Source organism: Spongiivirga citrea (genome assembly GCF_010671565.1).
Classification (GTDB): Bacteria; Bacteroidota; Bacteroidia; order Flavobacteriales; family Flavobacteriaceae; genus Spongiivirga; species Spongiivirga citrea.
In genome coordinates this window covers 552,096-569,840 of the sequence record NZ_JAABOQ010000003.1, presented here as the reverse complement: position 1 = coordinate 569,840, position 17,745 = coordinate 552,096, and the positions used below count along the sequence as shown (strand labels likewise).

14 protein-coding genes are annotated in these 17,745 nt (G+C 37.1%); 6 read left to right on the top strand and 8 right to left on the bottom strand.

Features of this window, described 5'->3' with window-relative positions; all coding sequences use genetic code 11:
• The first annotated feature begins 524 nt into the window (after positions 1–524).
• The 4 genes from rpiB to GWK10_RS09195 are packed head-to-tail and all read left to right on the top strand — an operon-like array spanning position 525 to position 3,912.
• Positions 525–962: a ribose 5-phosphate isomerase B gene (rpiB, locus tag GWK10_RS09210; protein ID WP_164031832.1), complete on the top strand. Its 438-nt coding sequence runs from the start codon at positions 525–527 to the stop codon at positions 960–962.
• 56 nt (positions 963–1,018) lie between these two features.
• Positions 1,019–1,942: a cation diffusion facilitator family transporter gene (locus GWK10_RS09205; RefSeq protein WP_164031830.1), complete on the top strand. Its 924-nt coding sequence runs from the start codon at positions 1,019–1,021 to the stop codon at positions 1,940–1,942.
• Positions 1,943–2,401: a GNAT family N-acetyltransferase gene (locus GWK10_RS09200; RefSeq protein ID WP_204263110.1), complete on the top strand. Its 459-nt coding sequence runs from the start codon at positions 1,943–1,945 to the stop codon at positions 2,399–2,401. It begins immediately after the preceding gene.
• Positions 2,398–3,912, top strand: a complete 1,515-nt coding sequence (locus GWK10_RS09195; protein ID WP_164031828.1) for an FG-GAP repeat domain-containing protein — start codon at positions 2,398–2,400, stop codon at positions 3,910–3,912. Before GWK10_RS09200 ends, GWK10_RS09195 begins: the two co-directional genes overlap by 4 nt.
• Before the next feature lie 104 nt (positions 3,913–4,016).
• Here GWK10_RS09195 and GWK10_RS09190 read toward each other — a convergent pair whose 3' ends face one another.
• From GWK10_RS09190 to GWK10_RS09165, 6 genes are all read right to left on the bottom strand, one after another.
• Complete coding sequence (locus GWK10_RS09190) at positions 4,017–5,654, bottom strand: S41 family peptidase (RefSeq protein WP_164031826.1); 1,638 nt, start codon at positions 5,652–5,654, stop codon at positions 4,017–4,019.
• Positions 5,621–6,454: a DUF4349 domain-containing protein gene (locus GWK10_RS09185; RefSeq protein ID WP_164031824.1), complete on the bottom strand. Its 834-nt coding sequence runs from the start codon at positions 6,452–6,454 to the stop codon at positions 5,621–5,623. The genes GWK10_RS09190 and GWK10_RS09185 overlap by 34 nt, the downstream gene beginning before the upstream one ends.
• Before the next feature lie 28 nt (positions 6,455–6,482).
• Complete coding sequence (gene rnpA / locus GWK10_RS09180; RefSeq protein ID WP_164031822.1) at positions 6,483–6,869, bottom strand: ribonuclease P protein component; 387 nt, start codon at positions 6,867–6,869, stop codon at positions 6,483–6,485.
• 75 nt (positions 6,870–6,944) lie between these two features.
• Positions 6,945–8,819 carry a M1 family metallopeptidase gene (locus tag GWK10_RS09175; RefSeq protein ID WP_164031819.1) on the bottom strand — a complete coding sequence of 625 codons (1,875 nt, stop codon included), beginning with the start codon at positions 8,817–8,819 and terminating at the stop codon, positions 6,945–6,947.
• A 17-nt stretch (positions 8,820–8,836) separates the two neighbouring features.
• On the bottom strand, positions 8,837–10,423 hold the full coding sequence (locus tag GWK10_RS09170; RefSeq protein ID WP_164031817.1) for a S8 family peptidase: 1,587 nt from the start codon (positions 10,421–10,423) through the stop codon (positions 8,837–8,839).
• A 6-nt stretch (positions 10,424–10,429) separates the two neighbouring features.
• The gene (locus GWK10_RS09165; protein ID WP_164031815.1) at positions 10,430–11,290 is read right to left on the bottom strand and encodes an MBL fold metallo-hydrolase; all 861 of its coding nucleotides are present in this window, start codon (positions 11,288–11,290) and stop codon (positions 10,430–10,432) included.
• A 160-nt stretch (positions 11,291–11,450) separates the two neighbouring features.
• Here GWK10_RS09165 and GWK10_RS09160 point away from each other — a divergent pair, with 160 nt between their 5' ends.
• Entirely contained in the window at positions 11,451–13,310 is a 1,860-nt protein-coding gene (locus GWK10_RS09160; RefSeq protein ID WP_164031813.1) for a cation:proton antiporter, read from the top strand.
• Between the two features lie 96 nt (positions 13,311–13,406).
• Here the strand turns inward: GWK10_RS09160 and lepA are convergent, their stop codons facing one another.
• Together lepA and GWK10_RS09150 are read right to left on the bottom strand one after the other, a co-directional pair.
• Positions 13,407–15,203 (bottom strand): translation elongation factor 4, encoded by a 1,797-nt coding sequence (gene lepA / locus GWK10_RS09155; RefSeq protein WP_164031811.1) that lies wholly within the window; start codon positions 15,201–15,203, stop codon positions 13,407–13,409.
• A gap of 96 nt (positions 15,204–15,299) precedes the next feature.
• Complete coding sequence (locus GWK10_RS09150) at positions 15,300–16,403, bottom strand: TolB family protein (protein ID WP_164031809.1); 1,104 nt, start codon at positions 16,401–16,403, stop codon at positions 15,300–15,302.
• Between the two features lie 35 nt (positions 16,404–16,438).
• Here GWK10_RS09150 and GWK10_RS09145 point away from each other — a divergent pair, with 35 nt between their 5' ends.
• The gene (locus tag GWK10_RS09145) at positions 16,439–17,674 is read left to right on the top strand and encodes a M28 family peptidase (protein WP_164031807.1); all 1,236 of its coding nucleotides are present in this window, start codon (positions 16,439–16,441) and stop codon (positions 17,672–17,674) included.
• Positions 17,675–17,745 lie beyond the last annotated feature (71 nt).

The window sequence follows — 17,745 nt, the reverse complement described above, 5'->3', positions numbered from 1 at the left end:
GTGGCATATCTTTTCTAGAATAAGCTTGATAGTTTCACTTATTAAAAAAGGTAAACAGTAATTAACAAGATATTTATAATTTAACTGCTTGGTTTTAGGTAGATTTCAAATCCTATCAACAATTGTTCACAACCAAATTGAACAATTAAAATTTAATAAAAAACCAGATTTTTTTAGTTGATAAAATGGTGGTTTAATGCTCATTTCGAACTCATAAATAAGCATTAAAAAATTTGGAAGCAGCTTATAGAAGCCTGCTTATAAATATTCCTTTAAAATCAAAAAATACTTTTCCAAATTCATCATTAAATATAAACAATGGGCTGTCCTTAGTTATTAACTAACTATTAACTGTGGGTAAAATAATTACTTTTTAAGAATTATATAATTGGTTAAAAAGTACCTTTGTTGTTCACAACTAGAGCATAAAAAAATGAAATGAGCCATAGCAGTTAAGTTGATATCAACCGAAATGCTCCATGGCGAATTACATCTGACAAATAAAAAATAATAAAAAAGAACAGATGAAAATAGCTATTGGTAACGATCACGCGGGTACTGAGTACAAATTAACCATTGTTGAAAAGTTGAAAGAACAAGGTTATGAAATAACGAACTACGGTACGAACGAAAATAGTAGTGTTGATTATCCTGATTTTGTACACCCAGTAGCTAGTGATGTACATGAGGGGAAAGCGGATTTTGGTATTCTTATTTGTGGTAGTGGTAACGGTGTTGCTATGACAGCCAATAAATATGCAAAAGTACGAGCAGGTTTATGTTGGACGAAGGAAATCGTTGAACTTACTAGACAGCATAACAACGCAAATATATTATGTGTTCCCGCTAGGTATACTTCTTTACCTCAAGCAGTAGCAATGGTCGAAACATTTTTTAAAACGAACTTTGAAGGTGGTCGACACGAAAATCGCGTAAAAAAAATCAGCGAACTTTCTTGCTAGAAAAATGACTAGTAACGTCATAATTAAGCCGTTTTATCCTAATTTTAGAGGATACTATGGCTCACACCCACGAACATAATCACGGTCACTCACATCGTCATGGAGATCTAAAGGGTAGAAACCTATTAATCTCCATTTTCTTGAATATTCTTATTACTGCAGCTCAAGTAGTAGGCGGAATTATTTCAGGAAGTTTGGCGCTGTTATCTGATGCACTACATAATTTTAGCGATGTTCTTTCCTTAATTATTAGTTATATAGCTAATAAACTTTCCGGGAAAAAGGCATCAACTAACAAGACTTTTGGATATAAACGGGCCGAGATTATTGCGGCTTTTGTAAATGCCGCCACATTAGTTGTGGTTGCTGTTTTATTAATTATTGAAGCAATAAAAAGGTTTCAAAACCCTGAAGAAATAGGCTCAAACCTAGTGATATGGTTAGCGTTACTGGGAATCATAGCTAACGGATTTAGTGTATTATTGATAAAAAAGGATGCTGATGTTAATATGAATATGAAATCGGCCTATCTTCATTTATTAACCGATATGATGGCCTCAGTTGCAGTTTTGATTGGTGGAGTACTCATGAAGTTTTTTGGTGTTTTCTGGATCGATAGTTTGTTGACATTGTTAATAGGTGTTTATCTTATTTATATGGGATATGATCTGCTACGCTCATCTACTAGAGTATTAATGTTATTCACGCCAGAGGATATCAATATTAAGAAGATTGTTGCAGCCGTTGTTAATATTCCATCAGTAAAGAACATGCATCATATTCACGTTTGGCAGCTTAATGAAGATGAAGTACACCTAGAAGCACATATCGATTTTGAAGAAGATATTAACTTGTCAGAATTTGATCGCATTTTAAATACCATTGAAGAGCTATTGTTTCACGATTTCGATATTAACCATGTAAACATTCAGCCAGAGTTTGGTAAATGCGACGCAAAAGATGTTATTGTACAAGATTAGATGGGTACAACTATAAATTTTAAGGTTAAACGTTTCGACGAGCTTAGCTTGAACGAACTATATGCAATACTTCGATTAAGAGCTGAAGTTTTTGTGGTCGAACAAGATTGTGTGTATCAAGATGTCGATGGAAAAGATGAGAAGGCATTGCACCTTATAGGATATAAGAACGAAAAAATAATCGCATATACACGCATTTTTAAAGGCGGAGATTATTTTGAATGTCCGAGTTTTGGTCGTGTTGTGGTTCAAGAAAATGAGCGAAAGTATGGCTATGGTCACGATTTGGTTAAAGAGAGCGTAAAGGCTATTAAAGATCATTTCGGTAAGTCGACTATTAAAATATCAGCACAAACCTATTTAAAGAAGTTTTATAGTACCCACGGTTTTCATCAAGAAGGAGACGAATATCTAGAAGATGGAATACCGCATATAGCAATGACCAAACAAATTACATGATAAAATTTACAATTCGCCATTTAGTGGTAATGATTCTCATTACCTCCTGCCAGCAACCAGACCAAACCAAAAACCAACAAGCTTTATACAAAACCTATTGTGCTAGTTGCCATATAGCACCCTCAATACAATCACTTCCAAAAGACCTTTGGGCAAATGCTATTTTACCTGATATGGGTGCAAGAATGGGAATAAAAGATAGCACCTATAATAAGTATGAAGGATTATCTTTTGCCGATATAGAAGCTGTAATGAAAACGGGAATCTATCCGCTTAAACCGATGTTGTCTAATGAAGATTGGGATTTGTTAAAGGATTATATCATCGAAAACGCGCCGGATTCTCTAGTGTCAACAGCACCGGAAATAACGACTTCTGAATTGAATTTATTTGAGCCAAAACCAATTGCTTTAGATGAAAATCCGGGAACATTTATTACTCATTTAGAATACAACATTTCAGATAATACTTTGAAGAATGGAACGATCATGGGCGGTTTATTTGAGTATGATTTTGAAGAAGAGACCAACACTAGGCTTGGTAATTTTCAAACAGGAGTAGTAGATTATGACATAAAAGATGATGTGGCCTATGTTACCGAAGTTGGAAAGCTAGATCCGTCCGATATCCCGACCGGCGCTATAATAAAAAAGAAAGGGCCTTCGGAAATTCGGCTTAAAAACGTATTACACAGACCTGTACATACCAGTCTGTATGACTTAAATAAGAATGGAAAAGATGAGCTTGTGGTCTGTGAATTTGGGAACTTGGTCGGTGAATTATCTGTTTTAGTTGAAAATGAACAAGGCGAATACGACAAACAAACACTTTTAGCACAACCAGGTTCGATACGAACAATTCTAGAAGACATAGACAATAATGGTTGGGTTGATATTGTTGCGATTACCTCTCAGGGTGATGAATCAATCACAATTATTTACCAAGATGGGCCACTGGATTTCCGACCGGAAAAAGTAATTCGCTTTAGTCCGATATACGGCAGCAGTTGGTTCGAGCTAGTTGATTATAATGGTGACGGATTTAAGGACATTATTACAGTTAATGGTGATAATGCTGATAAATCATACGTTCATAAGCCTTATCACGGAATGCGCATTCATATTAATGATGGAAAGGGCCATTTTGAAGAAACCTATTTCTATCCACTCAATGGTGCTACACGGCTTTTAGCTCGAGATTTTGATCAAGACCAAGATATTGACATAGCACTTATTTCTACTTTTCCTGATTATGACAATAAACCTGAGCTGTCTTTTGTGTATTTAGAAAATGAGAACGCTGCCAATTACCAATTTAAAAGTTACACCTTAAAAGACCACGCTCTAGGCCGATGGTTTTTAATGGATGCTGGTGATGTTGATCAAGATGGTGATCAAGATATTATTTTAAGTTCTTTTTCTTATGTGTTTACACCTGTACCAGATGCGCTTTCAAAACAGTGGAACGAGGGCAAGGTTGACCTGATGTTACTAGAAAACAAGCTTTTTTAACTTTTGTGAAGTATTCTAAAACCTGTTTGAGTTATTCTTTAAATAGAAAAGCCTTAAAGTAGCTAAGACCTTAAGGGTTTGATTTTCTATTTATTTCGACCTGATTACTCTAAAATCGCTAAATACTTGCTTTCATCACTTAAAAGCTCCGCAGCCTTACTAACGGTTTCGTCGTTTTTAAGGTGGTAGCTAAAAAGCCCTTCACGATATTCATACCGCTTCACGATTTCATCAGTCAACTCTTTTTTAATGACTTTTTTGTAATCATCTAAGGCATTAATTTTACTGCTTGCTAAACTGCTAAGCATATCTTTATAATCCTTTTTTACCGCAGACTCCAGCTTTTCCGCTTTTGCGGACTCTAATAAGGCTTTTAATCGCTTTTCAGTAACTGTTTCATAGTCGATACCCTTATTAGCTACAAAGGTTTTAAAAGCAGCATAATCAGCATCAGTAAACACAAAACTATTCATATTCTTGGACGGATTGTCATAATAGAACTTGGTCGCATAATCGAATATCACATAATTAGCAATTAACGACTTCACCAAAGGAGAGGTTTCTGAACTTATCATTTTTACATCAGGCTCAATTCCTCCACCATCGTAAACAGACCTGCCCTTTTTTGTTTTAAAGGCTTTGTAGTCTTTTTCATCAGTTCTAGTTGCATTACCAAACTCATCACGATTCCAATAGTCTAATGCTTGAATACATCTTCCTGACGGTGTGTAGTACCTAGAGATAGTTACTTTAAGTTGTGTGCCATAAGTAAGTTTTTTTGGCCGTTGCACGAGCCCTTTTCCAAAACTTCTATTACCAACGACTACCGCTCGATCAAGATCTTGTAAAGCACCTGAAACAATCTCAGAAGCCGAGGCACTTCGATCATTTACCAACACGACCAATGGAATCTCAGTATCTAATGGCTGCATTTTACTTTTATATTCTTTGTTGTACTTTTTAATATGCGATTGCGTGCTCACAATAACCTGACCTTTATCGACAAATAAGTTGACAATTTTAATGGCTTCATTTAATAATCCGCCGGGGTTGCTACGTAAGTCTAATACCAATTTTTTAGCGCCATCTTCTTTCAAAGTGATAACGGCCTCTTTGGTCTGTGCGAATGCTTTTCTATTAAATTTAGCCAGCACAATATAACCCGTGTCATCATTCATCATTTTATAAAATGGGACGGCGTCGATCTCAATATCACTGCGTTTAAGCGATGTTGTTTGTGTTTTTCCTTGACGCTTGTAGGTTATTTGAACCTCGCTATTGGTTGCACCTTTTAAAAGCTCGCTTGTCTCATCTTTAAAATCGGCAATTACAACATCACCCACTTTTATGACCTCATCACCGGCCTTTAATCCCGCTTTATCTGCTGGGTAGTTTTTGTAAGGCTCAACAATCATCATCTTGTTGTTAAAACGCCTTACCAACGCACCAATACCGGAATATTCTCCGCTATTTCTAATCTTACTAGCTTCAACATCCTGCTCATTATAGTACTGCGTATACGGATCGAGATTACCCAGCATCCCTTTAATGGCATTATCCATCAACTCAGCCGGATTAGTCTCATCGACATAGTTCATATTAAGTTCCTTGAACAGAGTTGTGAAGATTTCTATCTGTTTAGCGATCTCAAAAAAGTCTGATTTAAATGAGGAACCAGTAAAGAGAATTACGACGGCAAGAACCGGAACTACGATTCTTTTTTTGAACGAGATTTTTTCCATTTTTTTCTGATATAATAGGTTAAGATAGTAACAATAATAAGGAATGGCCAGATGTTTAACAAAAACAGGAAGAAAGTTGAGATACCATCAAAGCCTGATTTGATAGCATTCCACATTTTTGAACCATAAGAAACAGTAACGCCTGTTTCGCTTGTTATTTTGTAAAATTCAATGGTAAGCGTACTCATTGAAACTTTATTTTCAAGGTATTTTAGTCGACCATGTTTTGCTTCTATTTCTTCTCTGATCTTTGAGAGTTCACGCTCGATATCCAGAATTTCTTTGACGTTTTTAGCTTTTGAAAGTATCTGCAGATAACGCTCTTCCAAGGTTCTTTTTGCTTTTAACCGAGCTTCTAAATCAATAAATTCTTCGGTGACATCTTTAGAGGAAATATTTTTAGAATCGAAATACTCAACATCATTATCAATATCATTTACAACGGTATTAAAGTTTTTGACAGGTATGCGAACAATGAGTGTTCGAGTGAGCTGATTGTAACTTTTATCTGAGCGATCACTTTGTATAAAGCCACCACTTCGCTTTACGTAGGATGCAATGTTTTGAAATGTCGTATCGATATTTAGGGTTTGAAATCGAAGGTAGGCTTCGCGGATCAACTTTGGAGGAATTGGTTTGGCTGCCATTTCCTGCGATGAGGCTATATCATATTCGGCTTCTTCAGAAAAATTGTTTAAAAGCCCAGATACTCTAGAATTTTCAGGAACGGGCTCTTTAGAATATTCCCCCTCACAAGAGAAAACGAATAATAGCAGAACGAACCAAACGCACTTTTTCATAAAACAATAGATTTTAAAGTTGATATAACTAGCCTGGTTGGTCCGACTTTTCTTTTTCTAAAAACTTTGTAAAAAGCTTTTGTGTTGTTATTTGAAGAGCCCCAAAATCAGGTTCTTCTTTGCCAATATACAAAATCATACAAGCGTAGGATGTTGGCAAGTTGTTAAAAATAAGATGCTTATTTAAGCGATAGGATTCACGCATTAATCTTTTTATCCGATTTCGGGTAACAGCATTTTTGAATTTTCGCTTTGGTGCTGATACGCCAACTTGAAGAGGACTATCACTATTTAATTCTACAGGCAAATACACCATTTTTAAAGGAAACTGACTCACAGATTTTCCTTCAGCAAAGATTTTTTCGATGAGCTTACGACTCTTGAGTTTTTCTTTATGTGGGTATTTTTGGTTCAATAGAAATTAAGGATATGGTCAAAAATAAGAAATCCGCCACTAGGCGGATTCTTATTCTTATTGAATTAGTAATTACTATTGTTGGATAAAGTTGTTTCGTTTATCAATATCTGCCATTAGTTCTGATGGGTCAATAACAATGGTTGCAATGCTGCTTTTAGGCTTGTTTATTTCAAAAGAATAGGTTGGGTACGCCCATGGCCAATCTTCTAAAACAGTTCGACTAATCGCGGGATATGGATTTTCTTTTTCTCCGCGCATCATTCGCAATGGTGCGTAAAAAGATTCTCTTGTTCCGTCTTTATAAATAACAACCACATCTATTGGCATTGGCATTAGGCCTATACGCTCTAAAGTAACCTTCGTTTTGCCATTTATATCATCTAATGATTTAATTCCGTAGTCAATAGTGTTAGTGGTCTGAGTCCAATCAGTTAAATACCAGTCTAAATGAATTCCAGAAACCTTTTCCGCAGTTCGCTTAATATCGTTTGGTGTTGGATGCTTGAATTTGAAGTCATTGTAATATTTCTGTAGTGTCTTCATCAAGTTTTCCTGACCAATAACATAGCCTAACTGAGCAAGAAAGACAGCTCCTTTACTGTAGGCTGATCTACCGTATGCAAAGTTATTTTCAAAACGATCGGCATGGGTCGTTTGTGGCATTTCCTTACCAGATGCTACAAGACTAAAGTAGCCGCGGTAAGTTCCTTCAAAGGGGTTTGATTTGTTAGCTCCAGTAATTTTATCTTCGGCTAATTCAGATATAAACGAAGTGAAACCCTCATCCATCCACTCGTGTTTTGACTCGTTAGTTGCCAAAACAAATTGAAACCAGGAGTGGGCCATTTCATGAGCCGTAACACCAAATAGACTTCCGTATCTGCGTTCTCCGGTTATTAATGTGCACATGCCATATTCCATACCGCCATCACCACCTTGAATAACCGAATATTGTTTGTATGGATATTCACCTACGTTCTTATTAAAAAAGTCAAGCAACTTGGCAGTATCCGGCTGTAGCTTCTTCCAGTTAGCTGTAAAAGAGGTATCGTCTTTCTTGTTTTTATAAAAGAAATGAAGCACAACTCCGTTAGACGCAGTTAGTCTATCATGCACATATTCTGGGTCTGCCGCCCAGGTAAAATCGTGTACATTGGGTGCTTTAAAATGCCAAGTCAAGGTTTTACCCCTGCGCTTTTTCACTTTTACACCTTCATCTTCGTAACCGTGACCAATTTCATTTGGGTTTTGAAGGTATCCAGTACCTCCAATTGTATAATTCTTATCCAAGGTGATTTTCACATCGAAATCGCCCCAAACACCATGAAACTCTCTCGCGATATAAGGTGAAGTATGCCACCCCTCGAAATCATATTCGGCCAGTTTAGGGTACCATTGCGCCATTGATAATGCGACCCCTTCTTTATTATTTCTACCAGCGCGACGAATATGTGTAGGCACTTGTCCTTTGAATTCCATATTCAATTTTGTCGATTCTCCTGGATTAATTGGAGTCGCTAGGTCGACCTCTAAAACGGTTCCCGCCTCTTCAAACTGCACTTTTTGCCCGTCTTGTGTAAGACCAACAGCATGCATATATCCGGTTTCTTCAGGAGATAGTTTACTAATACGACTTACTTTATTTGGGTTCTCTTTGGTTCCAAGATTTTCAGTCATCCGCCCGTCAGGATCGGCAATATTTTGAAGCCTAATATCCATTTCACTGCCCGGCTGAAAGGCATTATAGTACAAATGATAATATACTTTATTCAATACGTCAGGCGAGTTATTAGTATACACCAATTCTTGCGTTCCTGTATATTGAAAGGTTTTCACATCCATCTTCACATCCATTTTATAGTCAACATGTTGCTGCCAATAAGTTGTTTGTGCATTAGTCCCAATTGTTGTGATAACAAAAACCGCTAAAAGAATTTTTTTGATCATTCTGATTTTTTTAAATACTATTTTGTTTTGCTTGCTAATACAAGTGCATTATATGCATTGACCATTTTTCCTGAAGATGAAATATCAGAAAACGGTTTTGCTTCTTTTGCTTCACCCACAACCACTTTGGTCGCAACAGGAAGCCCCGATCGCATAATAATATCTTTTACCTGTGAAGCTTTTAACTTAGGGTAATGCGAGCGTATTAAAGCAGCCACACCCGCGGTTGCAGGAGCTGCCATTGAGGTTCCGCCTTGATACTCATATTCATTTTCTGGCATGGTTGAATATATATCATCTCCTGGCGCAAAAACATCAACATTAATTTTTCCGTAATTAGAAAAACTAGCAACCATTTCACCACCATATTTATTTGCTAATGCGCCTACACTTAAAAAGTTATTTGCAATTTCCTTGCCATTTGCCACCTGATCATTTGGGAAAACCGTTTTAGAGGTGTCGTCTAAATCATAAGATTCATTTCCTGCGGCATTAACAATAAGCACATCTTTAGATGCTGCATATTTAATTGCGTCGTATACCCATTCGGCATTTGGCGAAAAGTATTTTCCGAAACTCGTATTAATCACTTTTGCTCCATTATCAGCGGCATAGCGAATTGCTAACGCGATATCTTTATCATATTCGTCCCCATTCGGTACTGCGCGAATTGCCATAATTTCAACATTATTTGCAACGCCGTTTACGCCCTTTCCGTTATTTCGTTCTGCAGCGATAATACCAGCAACATGAGTCCCGTGACTTTCGGTTCTTTTTACTGGTTTTACATTCCCATTTCCGTAGCTAGTATCATTAAAATCATAGGGGTTGTCGCCAACTGGAGTACGGCCGTTAAATTCTTTTTTAAGGTTGTAGTTTAATCTATCAGCAAAGTCAGTAGCCGCATCTAATAGTTTTTGACGATTCAATCCGTTTTCATATAAAAACATATAGAACCCCTTTGACTGCATGACCGCTTGATCAGTAGAAGTGATCTTTTTTACTTCTTCTTCTGTAAAATTATCTTTGCCAAGATGTTTTTTTAAGACAGCCGAAGCTTGTGGTTCAATTTGAACCAACTGATCAACATTTTGTTTAATCTGAACAGCTTCATTATAATCTTCATTATAGGCTGTTTGCGCTTTTTGAAAATTAGGATCGGTAGTCGACCCTTTAGCTAAAATGCGAACATGCTCTAGTTGTTCATCATAGGAGTCTCCTAAAAAATTCCAACCGTGAATATCATCAACAAATCCATTGTTGTCATCGTCTTTACCGTTATTAGGAATCTCGTCAGTATTGGTCCAAATAACACCATCAAGGTCTTCATGATCGATATCGATACCAGAATCGATAACCGCTACGATTACCTTAGTTCCTTTTTTATTCTTTAATAACTCATTGTACGCCTTGTCAACGCTCATCCCTGGAATGGTATCACTTACAAGATCGAGATGCCCCCAAGTTTGTTCCTGTTGTTCTGTTAGATCAGTAACTTTTAGCGGAGTATTATCAATATTTTCAATAGGAGTTGAAACAATATTGGTGCTTCCGCATGCAGATAACAATAGCATAGAGGCTATTGAGTAAATGGTCTTTTTCATAGTACTTTATTTAAAAATATCTTCACAACGATACGTTTCATTTAAACGCACGCCTTTATCAGTATGTTTTACGGTAATTATTTGATTGTGAGCATCGTGTTCTAAAAACAAATACAAGTTTTCTTTTGCGGCCATGTTTAAAAACTGCTCTTTTTCTGATAATGTTAGCAGTGGGCGTGTATCATAACCCATAACATAGGGCACAGGAATATGACCAACTGTTGGTAATAGATCACCCATAAATACAACGGTTTTGTCCTTGTATTTTATCATAGGTAGCATTTGCTTTTCGGTATGTCCATCAGCAAAGAAAATTCCGAAATTGAGTTCAGAAGTCGATGCAATATTGCTCTCCTTTCCCTTAATAAAATTTAGCTGACCACTTTCGTGCATGGGCGATAAATTTTCTTTTAAGAATGATGCTTTTTCACGTTTGTTGGGTTCGATTGCCCATTTCCAGTGGTTTTCGTTAGTCCAGTATTTAGCGTTTTTAAATGCGACTTGATAGCCAGTTCTATCGGCATTCCACTCGACACTGCCACCGCAATGATCGAAGTGCAAGTGGGTCATAAAAACATCGGTAATATCATCTCGATGAAAGCCAGCTTTTTTAAGCGAACTATCTAATGAATAATCTCCCCACAAATAGTAATACCCAAAAAACTTATCAGACTGCTTATTTCCCATTCCAGTATCGATCAAGATAAGTCGATTACTATCTTCAATTAGCAAACAACGTGTTGCTAGCTCGATCATATTATTAGCATCTGCCGGATTGGTCTTTTGCCAAATAGTCTTCGGGACCACACCAAACATGGCACCACCATCTAGCTTAAAATTCCCAGCCTCAATAGGGTATAAATTCATTTGAATTTTATAAAGCGAAGCAAATTACTAAAACGAATCAATATTGTTTTCAAATGAACAATTTAATTATGGGGATTTTAACAGAATTTATAACTTGCCCGTAACACTATTTTTTCAGGGTGAACAGCTAAAAAGTAGTATTTTAACCAAAATTTACAGTATGTTAGAACTGGGTGGCATCATCATATTAGGAATATTAGCACAGTGGGTAGCATGGAAGTTTAAAATACCAGCTATTTTACCACTAATCTTAATAGGCTTGTTAGTTGGCCCTTTTTCTACCCTGTTTTCCGTTGATGGCACAAAATGGATCGAGCCTATTTGGGATGGCAACAAAGGATTGTTTCCTGGTGAGGGACTATTTCATTTTGTTTCACTCGCAATCGGAATTATATTGTTTGAAGGAGGCCTCACCCTAAAAAGAAGCGAAATATCGAAGGTAGGCCCCGTTATTGTTAAACTCATTAGCCTAGGAAGCCTAATTACTTTTATCGGTTCTGGTGTGGCTGCTCATTACATTTTTGGATTAAACTGGCAAATTTCGCTGCTCTTTGCAGGACTCATTATCGTAACGGGCCCTACTGTAATTTCACCAATTCTTAGAAATATTCCTCTTAAAAAAGATGTTTCGGCAGTTTTAAAATGGGAAGGAATTTTGATTGACCCCATAGGTGCTTTAGTAGCTGTTTTGGTATTTGAATTTATTAGCGTAGGTGACGAAGGCGGATTCACAAAACAAGCATTTATCGAATTTGGTAAGATCGTGCTTATCGGTTTTTCCTTCGGAATTTCAGCTGGATATGCCCTGTACTGGTTTATAAAGAAAAAATGGATTCCACATTACCTCTTAAATGTTGCAACGCTGTCGGTAGTGCTTTTGGTGTTTGTAGAATCTGATCTTTTTGCACACGAATCAGGTTTATTAGCAGTGGTGGTTATGGGAATGTTTTTGGGTAATAGTGATGTACCAAGTTTAAAAGAGCTTCTTTATTTTAAAGAGTCGCTTAGCGTACTGTTAATCTCTATTTTATTCATCCTTTTGGCAGCTAATATTAATATTGAGGATCTGCTTTTGGTATATAATTGGAATACAGCCATCTTATTAGCTGTCGTTATTTTTATAATTAGGCCGATAGGCGTTTTTTTAAGCACACAAGGATCTGGATTAAAGTTTAACGAAAAACTATTTATAAGCTGGGTAGGTCCCCGTGGTATTGTAGCCGCTGGTATCGCGTCTTTATTTGGTAGCAAACTGGTTGACCGAGGTGAAGTGGGTGCTGAATATATCACCCCATTGGTGTTTACCATGGTATTAGGAACGGTATTATTAAATGCTACAACAGCCCGCTTGTTTGCAAAATTGGTTGGAGTATTTTTAACAAAGTCAGAAGGCATTTTGATTGTTGGTGCCTCGAATGTTTCACGTTTAATAGGAAAATATTTAAACGACAATGATAGGCATGTTGTGCTCATAGATAGTAACAACGATAATATCGAACGCGCAAAGGCAATGGGTTTAGATGCTGCGGCCGCCAATGTGTTTTCTGACGATCTTCAAAATGATATTGAGCTTAGTGATATTGGATATTTACTGGCGCTTACTGGGAGCGCCGAGGTGAATAAATATGCTATTAATCGTTTTGCCGAAAGTCTTGGAGAACATGGCGCATTTAGGTTAGTAACTGATGCCGAGATGAAAAGTAACGAGCCTATACCGGAAGAAGGTTTGTTTTGTTGTACTGATGATTATTTGAATTTAAGCGAAGTTGCTCGTGATTATCCTAAAATCACAGAGCTAGCTGTTGGCAATCAGCAGGAGTATAGTGAATTTATGCTCAAGCTGAATAATACTCGCGAATCAATCCCTCTTTTTATAATGGATGACGAAGGGGTGCTTCACATCATTTCTTCGAGCGCAGTAAAGGAACTTACGATTAAAAAGGGCTTTAAAATTGTGTATTTAGGAATGCCGTTGGAAATAGAGGTTAAAGAGGAAGAAACCGCAGAGATATCCGAATAAATTCCACTTCTAAAATAGAACCAGCTAGTGTTATTTGTGGTTTCCTTAATTGGAATTTTTTCTGGTAATGGAAAATCTTAGTATCCCTGCGTTATTTTAATCATTCAACTTCAACACAGCCATAAACGCTTGTTGAGGTATTTCGACATTCCCAACCTGACGCATGCGTTTTTTACCTTTTTTCTGTTTTTCTAGTAGTTTACGCTTACGTGAGATATCTCCACCATAACATTTTGCGGTTACATCTTTACGTAATGCTTTTACAGTTTCTCTGGATATTATTTTTGCGCCAATTGCTGCTTGAATTGGAATATCAAATTGTTGACGTGGAATTAATTCTTTCAGTTTTTCGCACATTTTTTTACCAATAGTATGCGCATTGTCCGCATGTATTAAGGCGGAAAGTGCGTCTACTGGTTGTCCGTTTAATAAGACATCTAAGCGCACAAGTTTTGAAACTCGCATCCCTATAGGCGAATAATCAAAAGAAGCATATCCTTTAGAAACTGTTTTTAGGCGATCATAAAAATCGAATACAATTTCGGCCAAAGGCATATCAAACGTAAGCTCGACCCGTTCAGTCGTTAAATAGGTTTGATTAGTAATCATACCGCGTTTTTCGATACATAGCGACATTACATTTCCAACGAAGTCAGATTTTGTAATAATGGTCGCTTTAATATAAGGCTCTTCAACACGATTCACAGTCGACGGATCTGGTAAATCTGAAGGGTTATTTACAATAAAAGCATCATCAGGATTTTTATTGGTATACGCATGGTATGACACATTAGGTACCGTTGTGATAACGGTCATATCAAATTCACGTTCTAAACGCTCTTGAATAATTTCCATGTGCAACATTCCTAAGAATCCACAACGAAAACCAAAACCTAAAGCCGCAGAACTTTCTGGTTGAAAAACTAAAGAGGCATCATTTAGTTGTAGTTTTTCCATGGAGTTTCTCAGCTCCTCGTAATCTTCTGTATCAACCGGATAAATTCCTGCAAATACCATAGGTTTCACATCCTCAAAACCCTCAACAATATTGGTTGTTGGGTTTGCGAAATCGGTAATGGTATCACCAACCTTAACTTCTTTAGCGGTTTTAATACCCGTAATTAAATAACCAACATCTCCTGTTTTAACACTTGATTTTACGACTTGGTTCAGCTTTAAAGTACCAACTTCGTCCGCAAAATATTCTTTACCAGTAGCGACGAATTTAATTTTTTGTCCTTTCTTAATTTCACCATTAAAGACCCTGAAGTAAGTTTCTACACCTCTAAAGGTATTGTAAACTGAATCGAAAATCAAAGCTTGCAAAGGAGCATCTGGGTCTCCTTCTGGTGCCGGAACACGCTCAATAATTGCTTGTAAGATGTTTTCCACCCCAAAACCAGTTTTTCCACTGGCGTGTATTACTTCACTTGGGTCGCATCCTAACAAATCAACAATATCGTCGGTAACCTCTTCAGGATTTGCACTAGGTAAGTCAACCTTGTTAAGTACAGGAATAATCTCTAAATCATTCTCTAATGCTAAATATAAATTGGATATGGTCTGCGCTTGTATGCTTTGTGCAGCATCTACGATAAGCAAAGCACCTTCGCAAGCGGCAATAGATCGAGATACTTCATATGAAAAATCGACATGACCAGGAGTGTCAATTAGGTTTAGAATGTATTGCTCTCCTTCATATTCATAATCCATTTGTATGGCATGCGACTTAATGGTAATACCACGCTCTCGTTCCAAATCCATACTGTCCAAAAGCTGCTCTTGTTTTTCACGCTCGGTAACCGACCCTGTGAAATCTAACAGCCTATCGGCCAAGGTGCTTTTACCGTGGTCGATATGGGCAATAATGCAAAAATTCCTGATGTTCTTCATAGCACATTTTGTGGTTTGCAAATATAGTGCAATAATCAGGGAATAAAAGTGTAAAAATTGGAAGGGTGACGGCTTAGTTAAGACTGCTATCGCCTGCTAATCTGTCCACTCCGCCACGAACAAATTGGTATCGCGCCCACCTCCGTTATTTCTGTTAGAAGAAAAGAGCAGTTTTTTTCCATCATTAGAAAATACAGGGAAAGCATCAAAAGTTTCACCATGAGTGACACGTTCAAGATTTTTTCCATCAATATCAATTAAATAAAGATTGAAAGGAAAACCTCTTTCGGCTTCATAGTTTGATGAAAACAAGATTTTTTCTCCTGAAGGATGAAAAAACGGACTCCAATTCGCATTACCTAAAAACGTAAGCTGTTTCAGGTCGCTTCCATCGGCATTGCAGATGTATAACTCCATATCGGTAGGCTCAACTAAACCTTGAGCTAGCAGATCTTTGTAGGCTTTAATCTCCTCATCAGTTTTTGGTCTTGATGAACGGAATATAAGTTTAGTCCCGTCAGGACTAAAGAACGCACCACCGTCATATCCAAGTTCGTCTGTAATTTGTTTTACATCAGTTCCATCAATATTCATTGTGTACAATTCCAAATCACCACTTCTAGTTGAGGTAAATACAATTTTATCTCCTTTTGGTGAAACTGTTGCCTCGGCATCATAGCCTTTTTCGGTAGTTAGTTGCTTGACGATATTTCCCTCCAGATCCGACACAAAAATGTCAAAATCGTCATATACCGGCCAGACGTATTTTCCATTTTTACGCAAAGGCACTTCAGGACATTCTTTATCACCTAAATGCGTTGAAGCATATACAAAATGCTTATTGTCAGGTAGAAAATAGGCACAAGTAGTTCTTCCCATTCCAGTACTTACCATATGCGGTTTTGTGCCGTTAAAAGTTTCATCAGCATTCATTAAGAACATCTGATCACAGTTTACGCCCCAATCCTTAAAATTCGATTGAAACACGATTTGCTTATCGTCAAAACTCCAATATGCCTCAGCATTATCACCACCAAAAGTGATCTGTTTAATCGATTTAAAATGTGTTTCTTCAGGATAAATTAATGAATCTTTAGCAACCTCAACGGCGTTTTCTGCGGGAGCAGACTTCTTTTCTTTTTCAGATTTACATCCGATAAAAACAAGTAAAATAAGCAGTGCGTAAATCGACTTCGTCATTTGAATATTGGTTATTTTTATGCAAAAATAAGGTAATGAGAGCATTATTAGGAGCATTCAGTTTTTTACTGATTTTAAGTAGTTGTAAAAAGGAAGTTGTCATTCCCGAAAACAGTATTAAAGAAGATGTTTTTGTATTGGCTAGTGACTCTCTTGGAGGTCGACAAACAGGCTCGGAGTATGAGTTAAAGGCTGCGGCATTTATTGCTGAACGATTTAAAAACCTGGGTTTAGCACCCAAAGGAAATGCGAACACTTATTTGCAGACATTTAGTTTCAAACCAAAGACCGATCCTCATCAAGAAATTAAGTACACCACATCTGGAGGCGATAGCATTACCACAGGTACTAATGTAATAGGGTTTTTAGATAACAAGGCCGATAAAACTATTGTTATTGGTGCGCACTATGACCATTTAGGTTTGGGAGGTGAAGGCTCATTGCATCGAGAAGGCTCAGCTATACACAATGGAGCTGATGACAATGCGAGTGGTGTTGCGGTGATGATGCATTTAGCAAAACACCTTCAGGGAATAAACACCAAAAACAACTATTTGTTTATGGCATTTTCTGGAGAAGAAATGGGGTTACTGGGTAGTAATTTCTTTGTAAAGAACAGTACGATTCCTTTGGAAAGCATCAATTATATGATCAATATGGATATGGTGGGCCGCTTAAAAAATGAGAATACTTTGGCTGTATATGGTGTTGGTACTTCGCCTGTTTTTAATCAAACAATCAATGCTAGTAATACTGATTTTAAATTGGTGATTAATGAGTCGGGTGTTGGCCCTTCAGACCACACTTCTTTTTATTTAGGAGACATTCCTGTTCTGCACTTTTTTACAGGACAGCATGAAGATTACCACAAACCAGGAGATGATGCCGAGAAGTTAAACTACGAGGGTATGAAAATGATAGCAGATTATATTACAAGCATCATTCAAGATCTTGATGACAATGGAAAATTAGCTTTCAGAAAAACGAAAAATGAAAGTGAAGATGTACCCAGGTTTAAAGTCGCACTTGGTGTTGTTCCAGATTACTTATTTGATGGAAAAGGGATGCGTATTGATGGCGTAAGTGAGGATAAGCCAGCACAAAAAGCAGGTTTACAAAAGGGTGATGTGGTTGTTAAGCTAGGTGATAGTACAGTGGTGGATATGATGAGTTATATGCGCGCACTTTCCATTTTTGAAGAAGGAGATAAAACAAAAGTCGTTGTAGATAGAAATGGTGAAGAGGTTGAAGCTGATATTGAGTTCAAATAAAACATCCCATGCGTGAGTAGAAAAAAACTCCAATAGGGTTTTCAATTACAAATATCAAACTCCTGTTAATA

Bases quoted from the DNA above. Each gene is read 5' to 3' on its own strand.
- rpiB (WP_164031832.1), top strand. From the start codon at position 525: ATGAAAATAGCTATTGGTAACGATCACGCGGGTACTGAGTACAAATTA.
- GWK10_RS09205 (WP_164031830.1), top strand. From the start codon at position 1,019: ATGGCTCACACCCACGAACATAATCACGGTCACTCACATCGTCATGGA.
- GWK10_RS09200 (WP_204263110.1), top strand. From the start codon at position 1,943: ATGGGTACAACTATAAATTTTAAGGTTAAACGTTTCGACGAGCTTAGC.
- GWK10_RS09195 (WP_164031828.1), top strand. From the start codon at position 2,398: ATGATAAAATTTACAATTCGCCATTTAGTGGTAATGATTCTCATTACC.
- GWK10_RS09190 (WP_164031826.1), bottom strand. From the start codon at position 5,654: ATGGAAAAAATCTCGTTCAAAAAAAGAATCGTAGTTCCGGTTCTTGCC.
- GWK10_RS09185 (WP_164031824.1), bottom strand. From the start codon at position 6,454: ATGAAAAAGTGCGTTTGGTTCGTTCTGCTATTATTCGTTTTCTCTTGT.
- GWK10_RS09175 (WP_164031819.1), bottom strand. From the start codon at position 8,819: ATGATCAAAAAAATTCTTTTAGCGGTTTTTGTTATCACAACAATTGGG.
- GWK10_RS09170 (WP_164031817.1), bottom strand. From the start codon at position 10,423: ATGAAAAAGACCATTTACTCAATAGCCTCTATGCTATTGTTATCTGCA.
- GWK10_RS09165 (WP_164031815.1), bottom strand. From the start codon at position 11,290: ATGAATTTATACCCTATTGAGGCTGGGAATTTTAAGCTAGATGGTGGT.
- GWK10_RS09160 (WP_164031813.1), top strand. From the start codon at position 11,451: ATGTTAGAACTGGGTGGCATCATCATATTAGGAATATTAGCACAGTGG.
- lepA (WP_164031811.1), bottom strand. From the start codon at position 15,203: ATGAAGAACATCAGGAATTTTTGCATTATTGCCCATATCGACCACGGT.
- GWK10_RS09150 (WP_164031809.1), bottom strand. From the start codon at position 16,403: ATGACGAAGTCGATTTACGCACTGCTTATTTTACTTGTTTTTATCGGA.
- GWK10_RS09145 (WP_164031807.1), top strand. From the start codon at position 16,439: ATGAGAGCATTATTAGGAGCATTCAGTTTTTTACTGATTTTAAGTAGT.